This window comes from Bacteroides sp. CAG:633, assembly GCF_000435115.1.
Taxonomy (GTDB): Bacteria; Bacteroidota; Bacteroidia; order Bacteroidales; family Bacteroidaceae; genus Bacteroides; species Bacteroides ndongoniae.
Genome location: NZ_FR883047.1, coordinates 25,042 through 40,752, shown reverse-complemented (window position 1 = coordinate 40,752; position 15,711 = coordinate 25,042). Strand labels below are relative to the sequence as shown.

General features: G+C 36.9%; 18 protein-coding genes. All 18 read left to right on the top strand.

From position 1 onward, the window contains the following. Positions 1-11: 11 nt before the first annotated feature. Positions 12-479, top strand: coding sequence for a CinA family protein (locus tag QVP67_RS06290; RefSeq protein ID WP_022162719.1), 468 nt, complete (start codon positions 12-14; stop codon positions 477-479). Between the two features lie 120 nt (positions 480-599). Further along, positions 600-860 (top strand): 50S ribosomal protein L28, encoded by a 261-nt coding sequence (rpmB, locus tag QVP67_RS06285; RefSeq protein WP_022162718.1) that lies wholly within the window; start codon positions 600-602, stop codon positions 858-860. A gap of 22 nt (positions 861-882) precedes the next feature. Continuing rightward, positions 883-1,071 carry a 50S ribosomal protein L33 gene (gene rpmG, locus QVP67_RS06280; RefSeq protein WP_022162717.1) on the top strand — a complete coding sequence of 63 codons (189 nt, stop codon included), beginning with the start codon at positions 883-885 and terminating at the stop codon, positions 1,069-1,071. 13 nt (positions 1,072-1,084) lie between these two features. Beyond that, positions 1,085-1,243, top strand: a complete 159-nt coding sequence (locus QVP67_RS06275) for a DUF4295 domain-containing protein (protein ID WP_005777897.1) — start codon at positions 1,085-1,087, stop codon at positions 1,241-1,243. 166 nt (positions 1,244-1,409) lie between these two features. Continuing rightward, a complete protein-coding gene (gene ftsY / locus QVP67_RS06270) occupies positions 1,410-2,369 on the top strand; it encodes a signal recognition particle-docking protein FtsY (protein WP_022162716.1) in 960 nt (319 codons plus the stop codon). Beyond that, on the top strand, positions 2,366-3,664 hold the full coding sequence (gene rimO, locus QVP67_RS06265; protein ID WP_022162715.1) for a 30S ribosomal protein S12 methylthiotransferase RimO: 1,299 nt from the start codon (positions 2,366-2,368) through the stop codon (positions 3,662-3,664). Before ftsY ends, rimO begins: the two co-directional genes overlap by 4 nt. A 49-nt stretch (positions 3,665-3,713) precedes the next feature. Further along, entirely contained in the window at positions 3,714-3,986 is a 273-nt protein-coding gene (locus tag QVP67_RS06260; protein ID WP_022162714.1) for an HU family DNA-binding protein, read from the top strand. Positions 3,987-4,008: 22 nt separating this feature from the next. Then, the gene (locus tag QVP67_RS06255) at positions 4,009-5,208 is read left to right on the top strand and encodes an HU family DNA-binding protein (protein WP_022162713.1); all 1,200 of its coding nucleotides are present in this window, start codon (positions 4,009-4,011) and stop codon (positions 5,206-5,208) included. Positions 5,209-5,405: 197 nt separating this feature from the next. Further along, positions 5,406-6,401: an AAA family ATPase gene (locus tag QVP67_RS06250; RefSeq protein WP_022162712.1), complete on the top strand. Its 996-nt coding sequence runs from the start codon at positions 5,406-5,408 to the stop codon at positions 6,399-6,401. A 54-nt stretch (positions 6,402-6,455) separates the two neighbouring features. Then, the gene (locus tag QVP67_RS06245; RefSeq protein ID WP_022162711.1) at positions 6,456-7,325 is read left to right on the top strand and encodes a DUF58 domain-containing protein; all 870 of its coding nucleotides are present in this window, start codon (positions 6,456-6,458) and stop codon (positions 7,323-7,325) included. A gap of 7 nt (positions 7,326-7,332) precedes the next feature. Further along, complete coding sequence (locus QVP67_RS06240) at positions 7,333-8,397, top strand: hypothetical protein (protein WP_022162710.1); 1,065 nt, start codon at positions 7,333-7,335, stop codon at positions 8,395-8,397. 49 nt (positions 8,398-8,446) lie between these two features. Next, positions 8,447-9,430, top strand: coding sequence for a vWA domain-containing protein (locus tag QVP67_RS06235; protein ID WP_022162709.1), 984 nt, complete (start codon positions 8,447-8,449; stop codon positions 9,428-9,430). 55 nt (positions 9,431-9,485) lie between these two features. Then, entirely contained in the window at positions 9,486-10,514 is a 1,029-nt protein-coding gene (locus QVP67_RS06230; RefSeq protein WP_022162708.1) for a vWA domain-containing protein, read from the top strand. Beyond that, on the top strand, positions 10,511-11,233 hold the full coding sequence (locus QVP67_RS06225) for a tetratricopeptide repeat protein (RefSeq protein ID WP_071149620.1): 723 nt from the start codon (positions 10,511-10,513) through the stop codon (positions 11,231-11,233). Before QVP67_RS06230 ends, QVP67_RS06225 begins: the two co-directional genes overlap by 4 nt. A gap of 17 nt (positions 11,234-11,250) precedes the next feature. Beyond that, positions 11,251-13,074, top strand: coding sequence for a BatD family protein (locus tag QVP67_RS06220; RefSeq protein WP_022162706.1), 1,824 nt, complete (start codon positions 11,251-11,253; stop codon positions 13,072-13,074). A 17-nt stretch (positions 13,075-13,091) separates the two neighbouring features. Then, on the top strand, positions 13,092-13,928 hold the full coding sequence (locus QVP67_RS06215; RefSeq protein ID WP_022162705.1) for a tetratricopeptide repeat protein: 837 nt from the start codon (positions 13,092-13,094) through the stop codon (positions 13,926-13,928). A gap of 157 nt (positions 13,929-14,085) precedes the next feature. Further along, positions 14,086-14,370, top strand: coding sequence for a hypothetical protein (locus QVP67_RS06210; RefSeq protein ID WP_022162704.1), 285 nt, complete (start codon positions 14,086-14,088; stop codon positions 14,368-14,370). 140 nt (positions 14,371-14,510) lie between these two features. Next, positions 14,511-15,638: a universal stress protein gene (locus tag QVP67_RS06205; RefSeq protein WP_022162703.1), complete on the top strand. Its 1,128-nt coding sequence runs from the start codon at positions 14,511-14,513 to the stop codon at positions 15,636-15,638. Positions 15,639-15,711 lie beyond the last annotated feature (73 nt).

The following is a 15,711-nucleotide window of genomic DNA, read 5'->3' as shown; positions in this document are numbered from 1 at the left end:
ATTAGTAAGATATGAAACTGGAGGAGGAAATAGGAAAGCTGTTGATTGCGAATAATCTCTCCCTTTCCACCGCAGAAAGTTGTACGGGAGGAGGAGTTGCGGCACTGATCACATCAGTACCAGGCAGTTCTGGATATTTTAAAGGAGGTATTGTGGCGTATGACAATGAGGTAAAAAAGAATCTGCTTGGAGTATCTCCTGAGACATTGTCTGCGTATGGTGCAGTAAGTCGTGAAACAGTGATTGAAATGGCAAAAGGTGCGATGAATAGGCTGAAAACTGACTGTGCAATTGCTACTTCGGGGATTGCCGGTCCGGGAGGCGGAACCTTAGAAAAGCCTGTTGGTACGGTGTGGATAGCAGTTGCATATAAAAATGAAATTGTTACCATGAAACAGGAAGGCGACGATGGAAGAGCAGGAAATGTGGAAAAAGCCATTAAAAATGCCCTTATCATGCTTAGAAACGGTTTGGAATAAAGAAAAATACTATTATACAGTGAATTATTTTAAGAAATACTTGTTTTGTAACGATAAAAGTGCTTACTTTGCGCTCTGTTTGAAATAAGCAAGATAAAAACTATAAAAATAGAGATAGAAATGTCGAAGATTTGTCAAATTACCGGAAAGAAAGCCATGATTGGCAACAATGTTTCACACTCAAAAAGAAGAACTAAAAGAACTTTTGACGTGAACTTGTTTAACAAAAAGTTCTATTATGTAGAACAAGATTGTTGGATCAGCCTTAGTATTTGTGCTAACGGGCTGCGTATTATTAATAAAAAAGGATTGGATGCTGCTTTGACCGAAGCTGTTGCTAAGGGATATTGCGATTGGAAAAGCATCAAGGTTATTGGCTAAAAAGTAAGAGGAGATACTGATTATGGCAAAGAAAACAAAAGGTAACAGAGTGCAAGTGATTTTGGAATGCACAGAGCAGAAGGATAGCGGTATGCCGGGTACTTCTCGCTATATTACAACAAAAAATAGAAAGAATACTACTGAAAGATTGGAGTTGAAAAAATATAACCCCATTCTGAAAAGAGTAACAGTTCATAAGGAAATTAAATAAAATAGTATAATCCATGGCAAAGAAAACAGTAGCAAGTTTGCACGAAGGTTCTAAAGAAGGTCGTGCTTATACGAAAGTTATTAAGATGGTGAAGTCTCCGAAGACGGGTGCTTACATCTTTGATGAACAAATGGTCCCTAACGAGAAAGTACAGGATTTCTTTAAGAAATAACTATAAGAGTGCTTGGTTTTGTTGGAGCGCTGATAAAGAATAAAAAATCCTCTCATTGATTTTTCGATGAGAGGATTTCTTTTTTTAAAAAAGGGTGGAAGTGTTTATTATTTGTCAGTTTTATTATATCTTTGTAGCATAATGTTGTCGTACAAATATTTAAATTATGGGATTTTTTAGTTTTTTCTCAAAGGAAAAGAAAGAAACCTTGGATAAGGGTTTGTCTAAAACCAAAGAAAGTGTGTTTGGAAAAATAGCCCGCGCTGTGGCTGGAAAATCGAAGGTTGATGATGAAGTTTTAGATAATCTGGAAGAAGTTCTGATAACATCGGATGTGGGAGTGGAAACTACGTTGAAGATTATAGAACGTATTGAGAAACGTGCTGCAACCGATAAATATATGAATGCGACAGAATTGAACCATATTTTGCGCGATGAAATTGCAGCTTTGCTGACAGAAAATAATTCGGATGATGTGGATGACTTCGAAGCTCCTATTTCGAATAAGCCATATGTTATTATGGTAGTAGGAGTAAACGGAGTGGGTAAGACTACGACAATTGGAAAATTGGCTTATCAGTTTAAAAAAGCTGGTAAAACTGTATATCTCGGGGCTGCTGATACATTTAGAGCTGCTGCTGTAGAACAACTGGTGATTTGGGGAGAACGTGTGGGAGTGCCTGTCGTCAAACAAAAAATGGGTGCCGATCCGGCTTCAGTTGCTTTTGATACACTAAGTTCTGCTGTAGCCAATCATGCAGATGTGGTGATTATTGATACGGCCGGACGTCTTCATAACAAAGTTGGTCTGATGAATGAATTGACCAAGATAAAGAATGTTATGAAAAAAGTTGTTGCTGATGCTCCGAATGAAGTTTTATTGGTTTTGGACGGATCTACAGGACAAAATGCTTTTGAACAGGCCAAGCAATTTACATTGGCTACTGAGGTAACTGCTATGGCTGTTACAAAGTTGGATGGTACAGCTAAGGGTGGTGTTGTTATTGGTATCTCAGATCAGTTTAAAATCCCCGTAAAATATATTGGATTAGGAGAGGGAATGGAAGATTTGCAGGTTTTCCGTAAAAAGGAATTTGTAGATTCTTTGTTTGGAGGAAATGCATGAGACGGAAAACAATAGATATTATAACGTTAGGATGTTCTAAAAACCTGGTGGATTCGGAACATTTAATGCGTCAGTTAGAAGCTGTTGGTTATAAGGTTACTCATGATGCCGAACATCCGAAGGGGCAGATTGCAGTTATTAATACGTGCGGCTTTATTGGCGATGCAAAAGAAGAGTCTATCAATATGATTCTTGAATTTGCCCAAGCCAAAGAGCAGGGAGACCTTGAACGGTTGTATGTTATGGGATGTCTTTCGGAACGTTATCTGAAAGAACTTTCTGTGGAAATTCCACAAGTAGATAAGTTCTATGGTAAATTTGACTGGAAAAATCTGCTTGCTGATTTAGGAAAGGTGTACCATGAAGAGTTGCGGAATGAGCGAACCCTTACAACCCCGAAACATTATGCATATCTGAAAATCTCCGAAGGATGTGATCGTAAATGCTCCTATTGTGCAATACCTATAATAACAGGACGTCATGTATCACGTCCGATGGAAGAAATATTGGACGAAGTTAAATATCTTGTAGCAAAAGGAGTAAAGGAATTACAGATAATTGCTCAGGAATTGACGTATTATGGGGTTGATTTGTACAAAAAGCAAATGCTTCCTGAATTGATTGAGCGTATTGCAGAGATTGACGGTGTCGAATGGATCCGTCTGCATTATGCATATCCGGCTCATTTTCCTAAGGAACTGTTTAGGGTTATGCGTGAACATGATAATGTCTGTAAATATATGGATATTGCTTTGCAGCATATTAGCGATAATATGTTGGAAAAGATGCGGCGTCATGTTACAAAAGAAGATACTTATAAGTTAATAGAAGAATTTAGAAAAGAAGTGCCTGGCATTCACTTGCGTACGACACTTATGGTCGGGCACCCAGGAGAAACGGAAGCGGATTTTGAAGAACTGAAGGATTTTGTCCGTAAGGCTCGTTTTGACAGAATGGGGGCTTTTGCCTATTCGGAAGAAGAAGGGACATATTCGGCTGCGAATTATGAGGATTCCATTCCACAGGAAGTGAAGGAAAAACGTTTGGACGAACTGATGGCTATTCAGCAGGGAATATCTGCAGAGTTGAGTGCAGCCAAAGTCGGGCAAATAATGAAGGTTATAATCGATCGCATTGAAGGTGATTATTATATAGGAAGAACGGAATTTGATTCACCTGAAGTGGATCCGGAGGTTTTGATTGAAAAGCAAGATAGAGAATTAGAAATCGGATGTTTTTATAATGTTCGTATTTTAAGCTCAGATGATTTTGACCTTTTTGGAGAAATTGTTTAGGGTATAAGTGGGTGTGGATATTATTATGTGATATTTAAAAGTAGAAGCTTTGAATAATAAAGAGTTTGTAACAGAATTGTCTTCTAGACTGGGATATACATTAAAAGATACTTCGGAATTGGTATCTTCGCTGTTATCGTCAATGTCACAACAGTGGCAGGAGGGAAATGTTATTTCTATACAAGGCTTCGGTACATTTGAAGTAAAAAAGAAAATAGAACGTATTTCTGTGAATCCTGTAACTAAACAACGTATGTTGATACCTCCCAAGCTGATATTGACTTACAAACCAAGTTCTTCTTTAAAGGATAAATTCAAATAATAATTCCCTTTTATCATAAAATATGTCGGATAAACTGAATATACAGGATTTGATTGATCTGCTGGCTGAAAAACATAGTATGAACAGAGCGGATGCAGAAAGTTTTGTGAGGGAGTTTTTTGCTTTGATTGAAGAATCTTTGGAGAAAGATAAATATGTGAAAATAAGGGGATTGGGAACCTTTAAATTGATAAATGTAGAAAGTCGGGAAAGCATCAATATTAATACGGGTGAACGTTTTGAGATTCTGGGGCATGCCAAAATATCATTTACTCCTGAAACCTTGCTAAAGGAGGCTATCAATAAACCTTTTGCTCATTTTGAATCGGTTTTATTGAATGACAATGTGGTGTTTGATGATATGCCTGCGATAGACAGTAGTACAGATGATGATGACAATGAGAGTAAAACGGTAACAGAGGATTCTGTTATGCAATGTCAGGAGGAGGAGACTGCAACTGTGGTTTCAACTAATAATATTTCTGAACCAGAAAGAACGTTGGTGGAATCGGAGGAAGAAAATCATTCAATAAGTATAGAACAAACAGAATTGCCTGAAGAAGAGAAGATGCCTGTGGAGGAAGAGGACATAGAGGAAAATATTGAAAATCTGAAAAACGAGACCTCTTCTGAACATCAAGAAGGAGGAGGTACGGCGTTGATGAAGTATTTGGTGAGCACGGCTATTATTGTTGTATTAATATGTATAGCTGTTGTGGGGGCGATGTACTGGCCAGACCTGATGCAACATAAAGAAAATGAGGTAAGAATATCGGATAGAGATATAATTCGGGTAGAGGATACGGATAAAAATAAGTCTCAGTTAGATTCTACGACTTCGGTTGTCTTAGAAAATAATGAAGATTGCAGAAAAGCTATTGCTGATACAATCAAAGCAACAACTCAGGACACAGTTAATTCGGAAACACTAAAAAAGAAGGTTGCGCCGAAGGCTTCATCTACACCTCAAAAAGATGTAAAGAAGGCTGTTAAAGCCTCTAAAGACTTGTTTATTCCAGATTCTACAGATTATGAGATTGTTGGTACAAAAGCCACTTATACGATGAAAGAGGGGGAAACACTAACAAAAATATCCCTGCGATTCTACGGAACAAAAGCTTTATGGCCTTATATAGTGAAATATAATCGGGAACTTATTAAGAATCCGGACAACGTGCCTTCGGGAGTAACAATAAAAATACCAGATTTGATCAGGAAATAGTAAAAAAGTGCTGTTTTTTTGTGTTAAATACTAAACTCTATGAAAGTAGTTTAATCTGAAGACTGCACAATGCTTTTTTAATAAAAATTAATTGGTATGGTTGATTTATTCCCGTACTTTTGAAAGCGGAAAGAAAAATACCGGTTTGATTCCGGATTATAATGAATGAATGTGAAAATATAAAAATAGCTTAATTTATGACTGGAACAGTTGATATTCGCGAGTTGAACGAGCGAATTGAAAGACAAAGTGCTTTCATTACTAATCTTACTACGGGTATGGACCAAGTGATTGTTGGTCAGAAACATTTGATAGAGTCATTGTTAATAGGTTTGTTGTCTGATGGACATGTATTGTTGGAAGGTGTCCCTGGACTTGCAAAAACTTTGGCCATAAAGACATTGGCTTCTTTGATTGATGCCCAATATAGCCGTATTCAGTTTACGCCAGACTTATTGCCGGCGGATGTAATCGGTACCATGGTATATAGCCAGAAAGATGAAGCTTTCCAAGTTAAAAAAGGTCCGGTATTTGCTAATTTTGTATTGGCTGATGAAATTAACCGTGCACCAGCCAAAGTGCAAAGTGCCTTGTTGGAAGCAATGCAGGAACGTCAAGTTACTATAGGTAAGGATACATTTAGACTGCCAGAGCCCTTTTTGGTGCTTGCAACACAGAATCCTATAGAACAGGAAGGTACTTATCCATTGCCTGAAGCTCAGGTAGACCGTTTTATGCTGAAAGTGATTATTGATTATCCAAAACTGGAGGAAGAAAAATTAATAATTCGTCAGAATATTAGTGGGGATAAAGTTTCTGTTAAACCTATTCTGAAGGCGGAAGAAATAATCGAGGCACGTAAAGTAGTGCGTCAGGTATATCTAGATGAGAAAATCGAAAAATATATTGTAGACATTGTCTTTGCTACACGTTATCCTGAGAAATATGATTTGAAGGAATTGAAAGAAATGATTGGTTTTGGTGGCTCTCCGCGTGCTTCTATTAATTTGGCATTGGCTGCAAGAAGTTATGCCTTTATTAAGCGCCGTGGATATGTGATTCCTGAGGATGTACGTGCTGTAGCACATGATGTATTGCGTCACCGTATAGGATTGACTTATGAAGCAGAGGCAAGTAATTTAACATCGGATGAGATTGTAAGCAAGATCTTGAATAAAGTAGAAGTACCCTAATGAATGTAACAGGTATTATGCTTTAGAAAGAAAATGATTGTTTAGATTGGATCAATGGAAACAACAGATATATTAAAGAAAGTTCGTCAGATTGAAATCAAGACCCGAGGATTGTCCAATAATATCTTTGCAGGCCAGTATCATTCGGCTTTTAAAGGTAGAGGTATGGCCTTTTCGGAAGTCCGTGAATATCAGTTTGGTGACGATATTCGCGACATCGATTGGAATGTTACTGCTCGTTTCAATAAACCTTTTGTGAAGGTTTTTGAAGAAGAGCGTGAACTTACAGTGATGTTGTTGGTTGATGTTTCCGGAAGTTTGGAATTTGGTACGGTAAAGCAAATGAAGAAGGATATGGTAACAGAAATAGCCGCAACTTTGGCTTTCTCAGCCATACAAAATAATGATAAAATTGGAGTCATTTTCTTTTCGGATCAGATAGAAAAATTTATCCCTCCTAAAAAGGGACGTAAGCATATACTTTACATCATTCGTGAACTGATAGATTTTCATGCCGAAAGTAGAAGAACTAATATCAGGCTTGGGTTGGAATATCTGACAAATGTGATGAAACGTCGTTGCACAGCTTTTATCCTATCTGATTTTATTGATCAGGAGAGTTTTAGAAATGCAATGACAATTGCTAACCGGAAGCATGATGTAGTAGCTATACAGGTGTATGATAAGCGTGTTGAAGAATTACCGGCGATAGGAATGATGAAAATAAAGGATGCAGAAACCGGACATGAACAATGGATTGATACTTCTTCGCGTGCGGTGCGCCGTGCTCATCATGACTGGTGGGTAAATAGGCAGGCTGAACTGAATGAAACATTTACTAAAAGCAATGTGGACAACGTGTCAGTGCGGACTGATCAGGATTATGTCAAGGCATTGATGAGTTTGTTTGCAAAACGAAATTGATCGGGAAATGAGAAAAATTATATTTCTGATAACGCTGTTAGGACTGTTGACTGGCAGAATGGCAGCTCAGTCGGTGACGGTAGATGCCAAAATAGATTCTTTGCAGATTCTTATAGGAGAGCAGACTAAAATCACTTTAGAGGTTTCGACGGATGCCGACAAACGTGCGATTTTTCCAGTTTATACAGATACAATTGTAAAAGGAGTTGAAATTATAGACATAGCTAAACCGGATACTCAATATCTGAATGACAGGAAACGTTTGTTGATAAAGCAGGAATATACCATTACTTCTTTTGATTCCGCTCTTTATTATTTGCCTCCAATGCAGGTTTTGGTTGACAATAAACCGTACCAGTCAAAAGCATTGGCTTTGAAAGTATATTCCGTTCCATTGGATACATTACGTTTTTATGGTCCGAAGCCTGTAATGGCTGCACCTTTTGTTTGGAAAGACTGGTATGGAGTTATGGCATGTGGTATTTTGCTGATTCCGTTCGGTTTTCTCCTTGTATACTTAATTATGCGAATTTTTGATAATAAACCAATTATTCGAAAAGTGAAGGTAGAGCCTAAATTGCCTCCACATCAGTTGGCTTTGCAAGAGATTGAACGAATCAAGGCCGAGAAGGTTTGGCAGAAAGGTATGCAGAAGGAGTATTATACAGAGTTGACAGATGCACTTCGTGGATATATAAAAGATCGTTTTGGATTTAATGCATTGGAAATGACTTCTTCGGAAATCATTGCTAAATTATTGGAAGTTAATGATAAAGATGCAATTGCAGATTTGCGCTCTTTATTTGAAACAGCTGATTTGGTGAAATTTGCCAAGCATAATCCGTTAATGAATGAAAACGATGCAAATCTGATTAATGCTATAGATTTTATTAATGAAACAAAGGTTCAGGAGGATGATAATGCTAAGCCGCAACCTACAGAGATTACGGTTATTGAAAAACGTTCATTGCGTATGAAAATATTGCTTGGCGCTGGAATTGTAGTATTGTCGATTGCTGTTATTGCTTCATTAATATATATAGGTACAGAATTGTATTCATATTTTGCATGAAGATCATTGTAGAGGTTGAATTTTGTAATTTGTAAAAGTTATAAGTATCATGGTTTTTGCCAATATTGAATATTTATTTTTATTGATACTGATTATACCTTATGTGTTATGGTATATTATGAAGAGGAAGAAATCTGAGGCTACGCTTCAGATTTCAGATGCTCGTGTCTATGCTCATACACCTAAGAGTTATAAGAATTATTTGTTGCACGTTCCATTTGTGCTTCGGATCATTTCTTTGGTATTGATTATTCTTGTTTTAGCACGTCCACAAACAACTAATAGTTGGCAAAATAGTGAAATAGAGGGTATCGATATAATGTTGGCTATTGATGTGTCTACCAGTATGCTAGCTGAAGACTTGAAACCGAATCGTCTGGAAGCAGCAAAAGATGTAGCTGCTGAATTCATTAACGGACGTCCTAATGACAATATCGGTATAACTTTGTTCGCAGGTGAGAGTTTTACACAATGTCCGTTGACGGTTGATCATGCAGTGTTGCTAAATTTGATCAAGGATGTGAAATGTGGGCTTATAGAGGATGGAACGGCAGTCGGAATGGGAATTGCTAATGCGGTTACTCGCTTGAAAGACAGCAAGGCAAAATCAAAAGTCGTTATATTGTTGACGGATGGAACAAATAATAGAGGAGAAATTTCTCCGTTGACTGCTGCTGAAATAGCAAAAAGTTTTGGAATTAGGGTTTATACCATTGGTGTAGGTACTAATGGAATGGCACCTTATCCTTATCCGGTAGGAGGAACAGTGCAATATGTGAATATGCCTGTAGAAATTGATGAAAAGACATTGACGCAAATTGCCGGAACAACCGATGGTAACTATTTTCGCGCAACGAGTAATTCAAAGTTGAAGGAAGTATATGAAGAAATCGATAAGTTGGAGAAGACAAAACTTAATGTAAAAGAGTATAGTAAACGACAAGAAGAATACCGCTGGTTTGCGTTGGCAGCTTTCTTATGTGTATTATTGGAGGTACTGTTAAGAAATACCATTCTAAAGAAAATTCCATAGGTCTGTTTCTTTGGATGTGTATTTTGTATGTTGTAGAATTTAAATCTTAGTAAAAATGTTTCGATTTGAAGAGCCTGCATATTTATATTTACTGTTATTGTTGCCTGTTTTAGCACTGCTTTATTGGTATTCCAATTATAGGAGAAGACGAGCTATACGTAAATTTGGTGATCCAGAACTGATGGCAATGTTGATGCCAGATGTCTCAAAGTATCGTCCAGATGTGAAATTCGGAATAATCTGGCTTGTGGTAGCTTTGTTTTCTTTGTTATTGGCACGCCCGCAGTTTGGTTCAAAACTTGAAACGGTAAAACGGCAGGGAGTAGAAGTAATGATTGCGTTGGACATATCTAATTCGATGTTGGCTCAAGATGTGCAGCCTAGTCGTTTGGCTAAAGCAAAGCGATTGGTTGCTCAGTTGGTTGATAAAATGGAAAATGACAAAGTTGGTATGATTGTTTTTGCGGGAGATGCTTTTACACAGCTGCCTATTACCAGCGATTATATTTCTGCAAAAATGTTTTTGGAATCTATCGACCCGTCATTGATATCGAAGCAAGGAACAGCTATTGGTGCTGCCATAAACTTGGCTACGCGTAGTTTTACTCCGCAAGAAGGAGTTGGGCGTGCGGTAATTGTGATTACAGATGGTGAAAACCATGAAGGAGGTGCTGTGGAAGCTGCGACAGAAGCTGCCAAAAAAGGAATCCAGGTAAATGTGCTTGGTGTAGGATTGCCTGATGGAGCACCAATACCTATGGAGGGTACCAATGATTATCGTAAAGACCGTGAAGGTAATGTGATTGTGACACGTCTCAATGAAGCAATGTGCCAGGAAATCGCAAAAGCTGGAAATGGACTTTATGTACGTGTTGATAATACCAACAATGCACAAAAGGCTATTGGACAGGAAATTAATAAAATGGCTAAGGCTGATGTCGAGACTCAAGTTTACACGGAATTTAATGAGCAGTTTCAGGCTGTAGCGTGGTTTATATTGATATTATTATTGGTTGAAATGTTGATTTTGGAACGTAAAAATCCATTGTTCCGAAATATTCATCTATTTTCAAATAAGAAATGATTATTATGTTACAGAAAAGATGCATAGGGCTAGTTCTGATGATGTTTGCTGCTATATTTTCTGCTTCAGCCCAAAAAGCTGAACGTGATTATATACGTAAAGGAAATCGGGCTTTTAAAGACAGTGTATTTGTTGATGCTGAAGTAAATTATAGAAAAGCGTTGGAAGTAAATCCAAAATCTTCTATATCAATGTATAATTTGGGAAATACGTTGGTCAGACAAAATAAGGTACAGGAGGCTATGGAACAGTATAGTGCTGCTGCAAAAATAGAAAAGGATAAATCAAAACTGGCCTATATATTTCATAATATAGGGGATATCTTTCAGACACAAAAAGATTATGCAAAAGCAGTGGAAGCTTATAAAGAATCATTGCGCAATAATCCCAAAGATGATGAAACTCGTTATAATCTGGCTTTAGCACAGAAACTATTAAAAGACCAAGAGCAAAATCAGCAGAATCAGGACCAAAATCAAGATCAAAATAAGGAACAAGAGAAAAAGGAACAGGAAAAGAAAGATCAGGAGAATAAGCAGGATCAACAGAATAATCAACAACAGCAACCTCCACAGTCACAGAAACAAAATGAACAGATGTCTAAAGAAAATGCAGAACAATTATTGAAGTCTGTGATGCAGGACGAGAAAGATGTTCAGGACAAAGTAAAGAAGCAGCAACAAGTCATCCAAGGAGGACGTTTAGAGAAAGATTGGTAATAAAAAAGAGATGATATATGAGAAAATTTGTTTTTATATGGATAGCTTTAATGGCTGTTTTTGTACATACTGCTATTGCCGATGACAAAATTACTTTTTCAGCATCAGCACCGGAGGCAGTGGCTGTAGGAGACCAATTTAGACTATCTTATACAGTGAATACACAAGATGTAAGAGATTTCCGGGTGCCTTCTATTAAGGATTTCGAAGTACTTATGGGACCGAGCCGTTCTTATAGTATGCAGAGCATTAATGGGAAAAGAAGTGAAAACCTGACTTTTACTTATATTTTAATGGCGAATAAGGAAGGTACATTCACTATTCCAGGTGCTTCTATTACCGCAGGGGGTAATCAAATGATGTCTAACTCTGTAAAAGTCAAGGTTTTGCCAGCTGACCAGCAGTCATCTTCTGGAAATCAAAGTAGAGGTGGTAGATCTGGACAGGCATCTTCCGGCTCTTCTGTTTCAAAGGATGATTTAATTATAACGGCTACGGCCAGTAAAGTGAATGTGTATGAGCAGGAAGCCTTTTTGCTGACTTATAAGATATATACATTAGTTGATTTACGTGGCTTTGATAATGTGAAATTGCCAGATTTTAAAGGTTTTCATTCCCAAGAAGTAGAATTGCCCAACGATCGCCGATGGAGTTTGGAACATTATAAAGGCCGGAATTATCAGACAACTGTTTATCGTCAGTTTGTACTTTTCCCCCAACAATCTGGTAAATTGACGATAGAACCGGCTCGTTTTGATGCATCAATAGCTAAAGCAGTGCAGGTGAACGATCCGTTTGAAGCATTTTTGAATGGGGGTAGCAACTATGTAGAAGTGAAGAAAACGCTGATAACACCTCAAGTAACGATTAATGCAAAGCCTCTGCCTTCGGGTAAACCTGAAGGTTTTTCTGGCGGGGTAGGTGAATTTAGTATTTCTTCTTCTATCAATGAAACCAAATTGAAGACTAATGATGCCGTTACCTTAAAAGTGGTTATTTCTGGAACGGGAAATCTGAAATTGCTTTCTACTCCAGAAGTGAAATTTCCTGAAGATTTTGAGGTCTATGATCCGAAGGTTGAAAATAATTTCCGTTTGACTAATGCCGGACTGTCTGGAAGTCAGGTTATTGAATATTTGGCTATTCCGCGTAATGCGGGTACTTTTAAGATTCCATCTATAAAGTTTAGTTATTTTGATATTCATTCTCAGTCTTATAAAGTGTTGACTACGGATGAATATACGTTACAAGTTGAGAAGGGAGCTGGTAATGCGGCACAGACGATAGCTAACTTTACCAATAAGGAAGACTTGAAAGTTTTGAATGAAGATATTCGTTTTATCAAGCAGAACGATGTTGTATTAACTCCAAAAGGAGATTTCTTCTTTGGTTCAATGGGATATTATTTGTTCTATTTGGTACCGGGAATAGCATTTATAGTATTCTTTATTGTGTATCGTAAGCAAATAGCTGCTAATGCCAATGTAGCTAAAATGCGTACCAAGAAGGCAAATAAAGTAGCTGTAAAACGAATGAAGCTGGCAGGTAAGTTATTGCAGGAGAATAAGAAAGAGGATTTCTATGATGAGGTTTTAAAGGCACTTTGGGGTTATATAAGTGATAAGTTGAGTATTCCTGTATCGCGTTTGTCAAAAGATAATATAGAGGAAGAACTTCGTAAGTATGGCGTTGATGATACTCTGATAAAAGACTTTTTAGATGCATTGAATGATTGTGAGTTTGCACGTTTTGCTCCAGGAAGTGATAATCAAGCAATGGATAAGGTCTATACTGCATCTTTGAATGTGATTACCAAAATGGAAAATTCAATTAAACATTAATCAAGGAGGAAAGAGTAATGAAAAAGATATTGTTTTTTGCCTTTAACTTATTAATTGCAATGTCTTTATGGGCAGAAGAAATTTCCTTGGATTCAATACAGTCAGGGAAAGATTCTGTTTCAATAGGATCGCATACCGAATTTTCTACAGAAAAGAGCGGTAAAAACATAACCAAATCAGGAGGTGATAGTGCCTATATCAAGAATGATTATAAATCAGCCATTCAGATATACGAAGCGCTTTTGGAAAAAGGAGAAGCGGCTGAGGTATATTATAATTTAGGTAACTGCTATTATAAGACCAATGATATTGCAAAGTCTATATTAAATTATGAGCGTGCTTTGTTACTTGATCCAGGAAATACAGATATACGTGTGAATTTGGAAATGGCTCGTGCTAAGACTGTTGATAAAATAACTCCCATTCCTGATATTTTCTTTGTTGCTTGGATTAAGTCATTGATTAATTGTTTAAGTGTGGATGCATGGGCCAAATGCGGTATATTATTCTTTATACTTTTTTTGGTTGCTGTTGCTCTTTTCTTTTTCTCAAAACAGGCAAGTTTGAAAAAGGGAGGATTTATTGGCGGTATTGTATTTTTAATATTAGTGGTATTAAGTAATGTTTTTGCATCTCAGCAAAAGGCTGTACTAGTGAATCGTAATGCGGCTATTGTCCTTGTGCCAAGTGTCACAGTACGAAGTACTCCCAGTGAAAGTGGAACAAGCTTATTTATCCTCCATGAAGGTAGTAAGGTAGAACTTAAAGACAATTCTATGCGTGAATGGAAGGAAATACGTTTGGAGGATGGTAAAGTAGGATGGGTACCTACTTCTTCTATTGAAGTTATTTAATTTTTTGAGAAATAAACTTGAGGAATAGTTCGTGTAGGAGAAAGCTTACACGAACTATTTTTTTGCAAAAAGATAGGGATTTTGTTTGTTTTCTCTTATTTTTTCCTTAAGTTTATACCGCGATATTAAATAAAACAGAGTATTAACCATTAAATTTATGAATATGAGAACAATAACATTTAATGAACTTCGTAAAATAAAAGACTCATTGCCCAATGGCAGTATGCATCGTATTGCAGATGAATTAGGATTGAATGTTGATACGGTGCGTAATTTCTTTGGAGGACATAATTTTAAAGAAGGGAAAAGTGTAGGTATTCATTTAGAGCCGGGTCCTGATGGTGGTTTAGTGATGATTGATGATACAACGGTTTTGGATCGAGCTTTAAAGATCCTAGATGAAATAGCTAATAATAGTAATTCAACACCTGAGGAATCTTGAATCTGCGAGTAGAGATTTGTTGATCACTAGTTTTTAGAAGCACAAATTTCACGGATTTTTGCGGAATAGTATTTCCGTGAAATCGTTATCTATGAAATTTGTGCTTTTTGTTCTTTTATTTTCAATAAAATACTTGAATTATGGAGGATAAGTTAGTAACATTAGCTATTTTGACATACGCAAAGGCCCAAATACTAAAAACTATTTTAGAAGATGAAGGTATTGAAACCTATATACATAATGTCAATCAGATACAACCTGTTATTTCTTCTGGAGTACGTGTGCGTATAAAAGAAAGCGATTTGCCTCATGCTTTGAAAATTATAGAAAGTTCAGCTTGGCTATCAGAAGATGTAGTAGGAGGGAAGGTTTCTCAGACTAAATCTACAAGCAATAAAGTCTTAATACCGGTAGATTTCTCGGGGTATTCGATGAAAGCCTGTGAATTTGGCTTTAATTATGCTCAAAATACAGGTGCAGAGGTTATTTTATTACATGTGTATTTTACGCCTATTTATTCAACATCATTACCGTATGGCGATATATTCAATTATCAGCTTTCAGATGATGAAAATGTAAAAACGATCTTGCAAAAGGTACATGCAGAGCTTAATGGCTTATTGGATAAGGTAAAAGAGAAGATTGCTTCTGGACAATTTCCAAATGTCAAGTATATGTGCGTGCTTCGTGAGGGTATTCCAGAGGAAGAGATCTTACGTTATGTGAAAGATTGCTGTCCGCGTATTGTTATTATGGGTACACGAGGTAAGAATCAAAAGGATTTGGATTTAATAGGTAGTGTAACGGCTGAAGTTATTGAACGGAGTCGAGTGCCGGTTTTAGCTATTCCAGAAAATACTCCTTTCCGACAATTCTCTGAAGTTAAGCACATTGCATTTATTACAAATTTTGATCAACGTGACTTAATAGCTTTTGATTCTTTGATTGCTAGTTTTAAATCCTTCCGGTTTTCTGTTTCGTTAATTCATCTTTCTGGGATTAAGGACACTTGGGATGAAATTAAGCTGGGAGGAATAAAAGAATATTTTCATAAGCAATATCCTCAACTAGACATTCATTATGATGTTGTACAGGATGATGATTTATTAAATAATCTGGAGCAGTATATCGAAAAGGAAAATATTGATATTATTGCTTTGACGTCGTATAGACGTAACATATTTTATAGGCTTTTTAATCCGAGTATTGCACGGAAAATGATTTTTCATTCAGATACACCAATGCTGGTTCTTACTAATAGATCCTAATAACATTTGTTGCAAGCTTTTTTCTGGGCAATAAGGCGTGTAAAATGATAGAAAGGGGATTGCTTCTAATGCT

Bases quoted from the DNA above. Each gene is read 5' to 3' on its own strand.
- QVP67_RS06290 (WP_022162719.1), top strand. From the start codon at position 12: ATGAAACTGGAGGAGGAAATAGGAAAGCTGTTGATTGCGAATAATCTC.
- rpmB (WP_022162718.1), top strand. From the start codon at position 600: ATGTCGAAGATTTGTCAAATTACCGGAAAGAAAGCCATGATTGGCAAC.
- rpmG (WP_022162717.1), top strand. From the start codon at position 883: ATGGCAAAGAAAACAAAAGGTAACAGAGTGCAAGTGATTTTGGAATGC.
- QVP67_RS06275 (WP_005777897.1), top strand. From the start codon at position 1,085: ATGGCAAAGAAAACAGTAGCAAGTTTGCACGAAGGTTCTAAAGAAGGT.
- ftsY (WP_022162716.1), top strand. From the start codon at position 1,410: ATGGGATTTTTTAGTTTTTTCTCAAAGGAAAAGAAAGAAACCTTGGAT.
- rimO (WP_022162715.1), top strand. From the start codon at position 2,366: ATGAGACGGAAAACAATAGATATTATAACGTTAGGATGTTCTAAAAAC.
- QVP67_RS06255 (WP_022162713.1), top strand. From the start codon at position 4,009: ATGTCGGATAAACTGAATATACAGGATTTGATTGATCTGCTGGCTGAA.
- QVP67_RS06250 (WP_022162712.1), top strand. From the start codon at position 5,406: ATGACTGGAACAGTTGATATTCGCGAGTTGAACGAGCGAATTGAAAGA.
- QVP67_RS06245 (WP_022162711.1), top strand. From the start codon at position 6,456: ATGGAAACAACAGATATATTAAAGAAAGTTCGTCAGATTGAAATCAAG.
- QVP67_RS06240 (WP_022162710.1), top strand. From the start codon at position 7,333: ATGAGAAAAATTATATTTCTGATAACGCTGTTAGGACTGTTGACTGGC.
- QVP67_RS06235 (WP_022162709.1), top strand. From the start codon at position 8,447: ATGGTTTTTGCCAATATTGAATATTTATTTTTATTGATACTGATTATA.
- QVP67_RS06230 (WP_022162708.1), top strand. From the start codon at position 9,486: ATGTTTCGATTTGAAGAGCCTGCATATTTATATTTACTGTTATTGTTG.
- QVP67_RS06225 (WP_071149620.1), top strand. From the start codon at position 10,511: ATGATTATTATGTTACAGAAAAGATGCATAGGGCTAGTTCTGATGATG.
- QVP67_RS06220 (WP_022162706.1), top strand. From the start codon at position 11,251: ATGAGAAAATTTGTTTTTATATGGATAGCTTTAATGGCTGTTTTTGTA.
- QVP67_RS06215 (WP_022162705.1), top strand. From the start codon at position 13,092: ATGAAAAAGATATTGTTTTTTGCCTTTAACTTATTAATTGCAATGTCT.
- QVP67_RS06210 (WP_022162704.1), top strand. From the start codon at position 14,086: ATGAATATGAGAACAATAACATTTAATGAACTTCGTAAAATAAAAGAC.
- QVP67_RS06205 (WP_022162703.1), top strand. From the start codon at position 14,511: ATGGAGGATAAGTTAGTAACATTAGCTATTTTGACATACGCAAAGGCC.